4 protein-coding genes are annotated in these 6,218 nt (G+C 40.8%); 2 read left to right on the top strand and 2 right to left on the bottom strand.

What is annotated here, in order from left to right; translation table 11 throughout:
• Positions 1 to 261: 261 nt before the first annotated feature.
• Both Q0093_RS08240 and Q0093_RS08235 read right to left on the bottom strand, forming a co-directional pair.
• Positions 262 to 687: an ACT domain-containing protein gene (locus tag Q0093_RS08240; protein ID WP_294179555.1), complete on the bottom strand. Its 426-nt coding sequence runs from the start codon at positions 685 to 687 to the stop codon at positions 262 to 264.
• A gap of 12 nt (positions 688 to 699) precedes the next feature.
• The gene (locus Q0093_RS08235) at positions 700 to 2,001 is read right to left on the bottom strand and encodes a phenylacetate--CoA ligase family protein (protein WP_294179556.1); all 1,302 of its coding nucleotides are present in this window, start codon (positions 1,999 to 2,001) and stop codon (positions 700 to 702) included.
• Between the two features lie 229 nt (positions 2,002 to 2,230).
• On the opposite strand from Q0093_RS08235, the gene uvrB reads away from it, so the two are divergent.
• Together uvrB and Q0093_RS08225 are read left to right on the top strand one after the other, a co-directional pair.
• Positions 2,231 to 4,261 carry an excinuclease ABC subunit UvrB gene (gene uvrB / locus Q0093_RS08230; RefSeq protein WP_297929600.1) on the top strand — a complete coding sequence of 677 codons (2,031 nt, stop codon included), beginning with the start codon at positions 2,231 to 2,233 and terminating at the stop codon, positions 4,259 to 4,261.
• A gap of 55 nt (positions 4,262 to 4,316) precedes the next feature.
• Positions 4,317 to 6,209, top strand: coding sequence for a YgiQ family radical SAM protein (locus Q0093_RS08225; protein ID WP_297929598.1), 1,893 nt, complete (start codon positions 4,317 to 4,319; stop codon positions 6,207 to 6,209).
• Positions 6,210 to 6,218: the final 9 nt, after the last annotated feature.

The following is a 6,218-nucleotide window of genomic DNA, read 5'->3' as shown; positions in this document are numbered from 1 at the left end:
TCCTCGTAAGAAACTCTCAAATCTGACCCGAGCAAAATTTAGACAAGCTCTAAGAGCTGTCTAAATTTTCCGATGTAAAAATTATTATTCAGTCTCTTTAAGCCCCTTTTCGGTCTATTTACCCGTTTCTGCACGTCCGTAACCTGTACGCCCTATCGAAACCGGAAAACAGTTCTCAAAAAAGAAATACGAAACGATGCCGCATACCCGCCTTATGAAGACAAATATACGGCACTATTCTATATTAATCAAATTTTTTCATCAAAGTTTGTACAACTGATGCGCTGCCATCAATTCAAGCCGATGTTCAGTCAGTACCCGAATGCAATTCTCTATATTATCCGGGCGAATGACGACATGGGCAACATCTCCGGCAGCAAATGCATACATATACTCAATAAAAACATTCTCATCGGAAAGATACCCTAACGCTTTAGCCAAAGCTCCCGGTGTATTCGGACAATTAAGGCAAACGACATCAGTTAGAGACACTCCGAAATGATGTCTTTTCAAAGCCTCCAAAGCTTTATCCGGATCAGAAACGATAACACGAAGAATACCGAAATCTGCTGTTTCTGCCATACTAAATGCAGAAAGGTTCACTCCCTCCTCACCCAATATACGGGTTACTTCGTTAATACGTCCGGTCTTATTTTCAAGAAAAACCGATAGCTGCTTTATAATCATAATCGTATTGTTTTAATCAATTTTGCGGTTATCAATCACTCGTTTAGCTTTTCCCTGACTGCGTTCTATGCTACGAGGTTCTACCAATTTTATATTGGCGGCGATGCCGAGAACACTTTGTAGCCGATGACCTATTTTCTTTTTCAATTCCATCATTCTGTTAATTTCATCTGAATAGAATTGCTCCCGAACCTCTACCTGAACTTCCAATGTATCCAAATTATTTTTCCGGTCAACAATCAATAAATAATGCGGTTCGAATTCTTCCAGCTCAAGAATCACACTCTCGACCTGAGAAGGAAATACATTTACTCCCCGGATAATCAACATATCGTCACTGCGCCCGGTGATCCGGCTCATACGCACAGTCGTCCGTCCGCAATCGCATTTATCATATATGAGAGAACACAAATCTTTAGTACGGTAACGAAGCAGAGGCAATCCTTCTTTCGTTATCGTCGTAAATACCAATTCTCCTGATTCTCCCGGCGATAACGGTTCAAATGTCTGGGGATCGATGATTTCCGGGAAAAAATGATCCTCGCTGATGTGCGCACCATGTTGACACTCACATTCATAAGACACTCCCGGTCCCATCACTTCACTCAAACCATAAATATCAAAAGCTTTAATACCCAATTTAGACTCTATTTCACGGCGCATATTTTCAGACCAAGGTTCTGCTCCGAACATACCGACTCTCAACTTAAATTCTTCACGAGGGATACCCGAATCTTTTATCGCATCAGCTAAATAAAGAGCGTAAGAAGGGGTACAAGCCAAAGCCGTAGAACCGAAATCATGCATCAACTGTATTTGTTTAGCCGTATTTCCACTCGACATGGGAATAACCGTCGCACCCAGATTTTCTACACCGTAATGCAATCCTAAACCTCCGGTAAATAACCCGTAACCGAAAGAGACATGAAATATGTCGTGTTTATCCGTACCGTATGCCGCCAGACAACGAGCTACGACCTCCCCCCAAGTTGCTAAATCCTGACGAGTATATCCCACTACAGTAGGACGGCCGGTCGTCCCCGAAGAAGCATGCAAACGCACAATCTCCGACATCGGGACTGCAAAAAGTCCGAAAGGATAATTATCTCTCAAATCTTGTTTTGTCGTAAAAGGGAGTTTGACAATATCGTCAATACTATTTATATCATTAGGAGTTATCCCCAATTCCTGCATTTTCTTACGATAAAACGGGGTATTATGATAAACTCTTTCTACGGTTTGCCGCAGCCGGATTCCCTGTAACTTGCGCATTTCATCCCGGCTCATGCATTCGATCGTTTCATTCCAAATCATGGTATATTATAGCTTTTATTTCTCGTTTAATTTCATACTATGGCGACAAAGTAAATAAAAAAATATCAATCCCGCTATTTATTTAGCAAAAATACAATAAAATGAAAGTAAAATATATGATTAAGAAGACAATAGAAAGTTTGAAGGTAATAGTATGAAAAGAGAACGGATGTAGCCGTTTCTTCGAGTTTTTTCGTAACTTCGCAAATCAAAAATATATACAGCATTTATGGAGTTCAAAATTGTTTCACCTTACCGACCGACCGGTGACCAACCGGAAGCGATAGAGGAACTTAGTCAGGGAGTCTTAGACGGCCTTTCCGCTCAAACCCTACTGGGAGTTACCGGGTCAGGTAAAACATTTACTATGGCTAATGTTATCGAAAAGGTTCAGAAACCGACACTGATCCTCAGTCATAACAAAACTTTGGCAGCCCAATTGTACGGAGAATTTAAAAGTTTTTTCCCCGATAATGCCGTAGAATATTTTGTATCATATTATGATTATTATCAGCCGGAAGCCTATATTCCGACAACCGATACTTACATAGAGAAAGATTTGGCAATCAATGAAGAAATAGACCGGCTCAGGCTTTCAACGACATCAGCTTTATTATCAGGCCGCAAAGACGTTATCGTCGTATCTTCGGTTTCATGTCTTTACGGTATCGGCAACCCTGAAGATTTTCATAGTAACGTAATAAATGTCCGTGTGGGTCAAAATATAGAACGGAACACATTTTTACGAGCACTCGTAGGTAGTTTGTATTCCCGTAATGAAATCGAACTGAATCGGGGAAATTTCAGGGTCAAAGGAGATACGGTAGATATATATCTGGCCTATACGGAAATTATTTTGCGCATTATCTTTTGGGGTGAAGAGATAGAATCGATAGAAAGTGTAGATCCGATGAGCGGACACACGATCACTCTATTCGATGAATATAAAATATATCCGGCCAATATTTTTGTAACTACCAAAGAACGAATAGATCGAGCAATCGGTGAAATAGAACTCGATTTAGGAAAACAAGTAGAGTTTTTCAAATCGATAGGGAAAGAACTTGAAGCCAAACGTTTGTATGAAAGAGTAACATACGATATCGAAATGATCAGAGAAGTCGGCCATTGTTCCGGAATAGAAAATTATTCCCGATATTTCGACGGACGGGCTGCCGGCACCAGACCATTCTGTCTGTTAGACTATTTCCCGAAAGATTTTTTAACTATTATCGACGAAAGCCACGTTACAATACCTCAAATAAGGGCAATGTATGGCGGAGATAATTCCCGAAAAGCAAATCTTGTAGAATACGGATTCCGACTACCGGCGGCAATAGATAATCGTCCGCTGAAATTTTCAGAATTCGAAGACCTCACCAAACAAACAATCTATGTCAGTGCAACTCCTGCAGACTATGAGCTAACGAAAAGCGAGGGTATTATCGTCGAACAGGTCATTCGCCCCACCGGACTGCTCGATCCCATAATTGAAGTCCGGCCGAGTCTTAATCAAATAGACGACTTGCTCGAAGAGATACAACAAAGAATCGAAAAAGACGAGCGGGTATTAGTCACGACACTCACCAAACGTATGGCGGAAGAGCTGAACACATATCTGCTACGGCTCGACATCCGCTGCAATTATATCCATTCGGATGTCGATACATTAGAGCGTATTCAGATTATAGAAGACCTGCGTAACGGGCTTTACGATGTTCTTATCGGAGTAAATCTCCTTCGCGAAGGTTTAGATCTGCCCGAAGTCTCATTAGTCGCCATATTGGATGCAGACAAAGAAGGCTTTTTAAGATCCCACCGTTCTTTGACCCAGACGGCAGGACGGGCAGCCCGCAACCTGAACGGAATGGTAATCATGTATGCTGACAAAATTACCGAAAGCATGCAAAAAACGATCGATGAAACTAATCGGCGCAGAGAAAAACAGTTGGCTTATAACGAAGCAAACCATATTACGCCTCAAGCAATACAAAAAGCCAGAAACTCTATTCTCACAAAAGAACCGGATGTTCAAACCGAAAAAGGTCAACCTATTTTATATAAGGAGGAATACGATATTTCGCATGTCAATATAGCTGCCGATCCGGTAGTCCAATACATGAATAAAGACCAATTGAAAAAGACAATTGAAAATACCCGAAAAGCGATGGTAGAAGCTGCTAAACGAATGGAATTTATCGAAGCCGCTCAATATCGGGACGAATTGGTAAAATTACAAGACCGGTATGATTCATTGTAATACCGCAAACCGGATTTCATAAACCGGATAAAAACAGAAAAATAACCGGAAAACAATGAAAGAATACAAATTACAAGACTGGTTACCGACTACGAAAAAAGAATTAGAACTGAGAAGATGGGATTATCTGGACGTAATTCTTTTCTCAGGAGACGCATACGTCGATCATCCCTCTTTCGGGGCTGCAGTAATCGGACGTATTCTGGAATCCGAAGGGTTACGTGTCGCTATTGTTCCCCAGCCGAACTGGCGTGACGATTTGAGAGATTTTAAAAAATTAGGAGAACCCAGACTATTTTTCGGGATCTCCGCCGGAGCTATGGATTCAATGGTTAACCATTATACGGCAAATAAAAGGCTTCGTTCTGATGATGCTTATACCCCTGACGGACGGGCAGGAATGCGACCCGATTATCCGACAATAGTATATACACAAATATTAAAAAAACTCTATCCCCATATACCGGTTGTCACCGGAGGTATAGAAGCCTCATTGCGGCGAGTTACTCATTATGACTATTGGGAAAACCGCTTAAGACCGAGTATTCTGATCGATAGCGGAGCAGATATGCTCATCTATGGTATGGGAGAACTCCCGATCAGAGAATTGATAAAGCGGCTTCGGAGCGGTGAAAAAATAGGACAGATCAAAGACTTGAGACAGACCGCTATTATTACATCTGAAAACGAGTTACCTCACACCGATGAAAGCGCAACCGATTTCGTTTTATTCTCTCATGAAGAATGCTTGCAAGACAAAAGAAAACAATCCCGCAATTTTTACCATGTCGAAGAAGAATCGAACCGATATGAAGCTCGCCGACTATGGCAAAAATATAAAAACTCGGTTATAAAAGTAAACCCACCTTATCCTCCTATGAGCGAAACCGAGATAGATGCCTCTTTCGACTTGCCTTATACTCGTCTGCCTCATCCCAAATATAAAGGGAAAAATATACCGGCATACGAAATGATCAAATTTTCTGTAAATTTACACAGAGGCTGTTTCGGAGGATGTGCATTTTGTACGATTTCTGCTCATCAAGGAAAATTCATAGCCTCCCGTTCGAAACGATCGATTCTGAACGAGGTAAAACAAATTACGGAAATGCCCGGATTCAAAGGATATATCAGCGATTTAGGAGGACCTTCAGCCAATATGTACAAGATGCGAGGTTCTCGTCAGGAGATATGCCGTAAATGCAAACGTCCGTCTTGCATACATCCCGAAGTCTGCAAAAATTTATATACCGATCACACTCCGTTATTAGATATATATCATAGCGTAGATCAAATAAAAGGAATCAAAAAGTCTTTTATCGGTAGCGGAATAAGATATGATTTGTTACAACACCGTCATGAGGATGAAAAAGTCAATGCAAGTACATCGAAATATACACAAGAAGTCATTGCCAAACATGTCTCAGGCCGATTAAAGGTCGCTCCGGAACATACGTCCGACAATGTTTTGATGTTAATGCGGAAGCCCGCTTTTAAAAAGTTCGAAGAGTTTAAACGAACATTTGAAAAAATAAACAATGAAGCCGGACTCAACCAACAGCTCATTCCGTATTTCATATCAAGTCATCCGGGTTGTAGAGAAGAGGATATGGCCGAACTGGCCGCTATCACAAAAAAATTGAACTTTCACCTCGAACAAGTTCAAGATTTTACCCCTACCCCTATGACGCTCTCTACCGAGATATATTATACAGGATATCACCCTTATACGGGAGAAAAAATATATACAGCCCGCAGCCAAAACGAAAAACTGGCTCAAAGACAGTTTTTTTTCTGGTATAAACCCGATCAACGGAAACAGATTTTATCGGAACTGCAAAGAATGGGACGGCCGGATTTAATTAATCGTCTATACGGTTCTCCCATAAAAAATTCAAAAACAGAAATATCATCAAAAACAAAATACAAAAAGAGGAAATACAAATAATAGTAAAAC

Origin of the sequence: uncultured Coprobacter sp., assembly GCF_947855755.1 — a bacterium.
Lineage (GTDB): Bacteria > Bacteroidota > Bacteroidia > Bacteroidales > Coprobacteraceae > Coprobacter.
Note: the sequence above shows the minus strand (reverse complement) of the source record. Positions and strands in the feature narration are given on the sequence as shown.

Excerpts from the sequence above, each read along its gene's own strand:
- Q0093_RS08240 (WP_294179555.1), bottom strand. The coding sequence starts at position 687 with ATGATTATAAAGCAGCTATCGGTTTTTCTTGAAAATAAGACCGGACGT.
- Q0093_RS08235 (WP_294179556.1), bottom strand. The coding sequence starts at position 2,001 with ATGATTTGGAATGAAACGATCGAATGCATGAGCCGGGATGAAATGCGC.
- uvrB (WP_297929600.1), top strand. The coding sequence starts at position 2,231 with ATGGAGTTCAAAATTGTTTCACCTTACCGACCGACCGGTGACCAACCG.
- Q0093_RS08225 (WP_297929598.1), top strand. The coding sequence starts at position 4,317 with ATGAAAGAATACAAATTACAAGACTGGTTACCGACTACGAAAAAAGAA.